This window comes from Agrobacterium sp. K11 (genome assembly GCF_059429395.1).
The window spans coordinates 1-1,245 of record NZ_JCAHRB010000042.1; the positions used below are offsets into that span (position 1 = coordinate 1).

A 1,245-nucleotide genomic window follows, 5' to 3' on the forward strand; every position below is an offset into this window, starting at 1 on the left:
GAATAAGGGCGACACGGAAATGTTGAATACTCATACTCTTCCTTTTTCAATATTATTGAAGCATTTATCAGGGTTATTGTCTCATGAGCGGATACATATTTGAATGTATTTAGAAAAATAAACAAATAGGGGTTCCGCGCACATTTCCCCGAAAAGTGCCACCTGACGTAGTTATCCGGATATAGTTCCTCCTTTCAGCAAAAAACCCCTCAAGACCCGTTTAGAGGCCCCAAGGGGTTATGCTAGTTATTGCTCAGCGGTGGCAGCAGCCAACTCAGCTTCCTTTCGGGCTTTGTTAGCAGCCGGATCCCCTTCCTGCAGTCATTGAAGCTGCCACAAGGCAGGAACGTTGGATGGTTCCCATCCTGCCAAGGAGGTGTGGGGCTGCAAACATTTATACGTCTTGCCGTTATATGTGACCAATTGTCCCGCAGTATAAGCTGTGTTGACCTGCCAAGCGGATACACCAGGATTTGTCGTGAGGCCTGAGTTCAGACCGGTGAGGCCAGTAGCGTGGCTGACGAACCCGTTCGTGATAAACGCGTGGTCTGCCGTGTCGACACGAAGGCTATACACCGGCTGCACGCCGGCGTCGGTGACACTGGCGACTTTCGCGTAGTAGAACCGCCCGTCGGTCAGCTCGTCGGCGATAGCTTGGGCGTCCGGGTCTCGGTGGTGTGCTTCCAAGAAACGCACCAGTCCAGGGACGCCGACTGTGTAGGTTGTGGGCGCAAATTCGGGTTTCCCGCGGGCAAAACCTGCACAGTCGACGCTGAATGCGCTGCGTTGAATCACCGCGTAATCGCCCGGCTTGATTTCGTCGATCAGCTTCCACAGCAGGGTCGGCACCCCGGCGACGTCGACCAAACACAACAACGGGTGGTTCGCGGTGCCCGTCACACGCAGACCTTCGACCGTACGCACCGTGTACACCGGATGCTCGCCGGAGTGGAACAGCCGGTCGGCGAGCACGGGATTGCCATGCCGGTCAAGGACTTTCAGGTCGATGGCGTTGTCACTGTTGGGCCGCGCACCCGGCACGATGTCGGCGATGCGTACCGACTCGCCCTCGGGTAGGGCAACTAGTGCATCTCCCGTGATGCAGATTTTAATGCCCTGCGCCATCAGGTCTTTCGCGGCCAGAAAGCCATCCAGTTTGCTTTGCAGCGCTTCCCAACCTTCCCACAGCGCACCCCAGCTCGCAATGCCGGTACGTTTGCTATCCATAAAGCCGCCCAGACGCGC

General features: G+C 56.1%; 1 protein-coding gene. It reads right to left on the reverse strand.

Annotated features, from left to right (window positions below):
* Positions 1-321 precede the first annotated feature (321 nt).
* Complete coding sequence (locus AC5SEO_RS26845) at positions 322-1,125, reverse strand: carbohydrate-binding protein (protein WP_334407799.1); 804 nt, start codon at positions 1,123-1,125, stop codon at positions 322-324.
* Between the last annotated feature and the right edge of the window lie 120 nt (positions 1,126-1,245).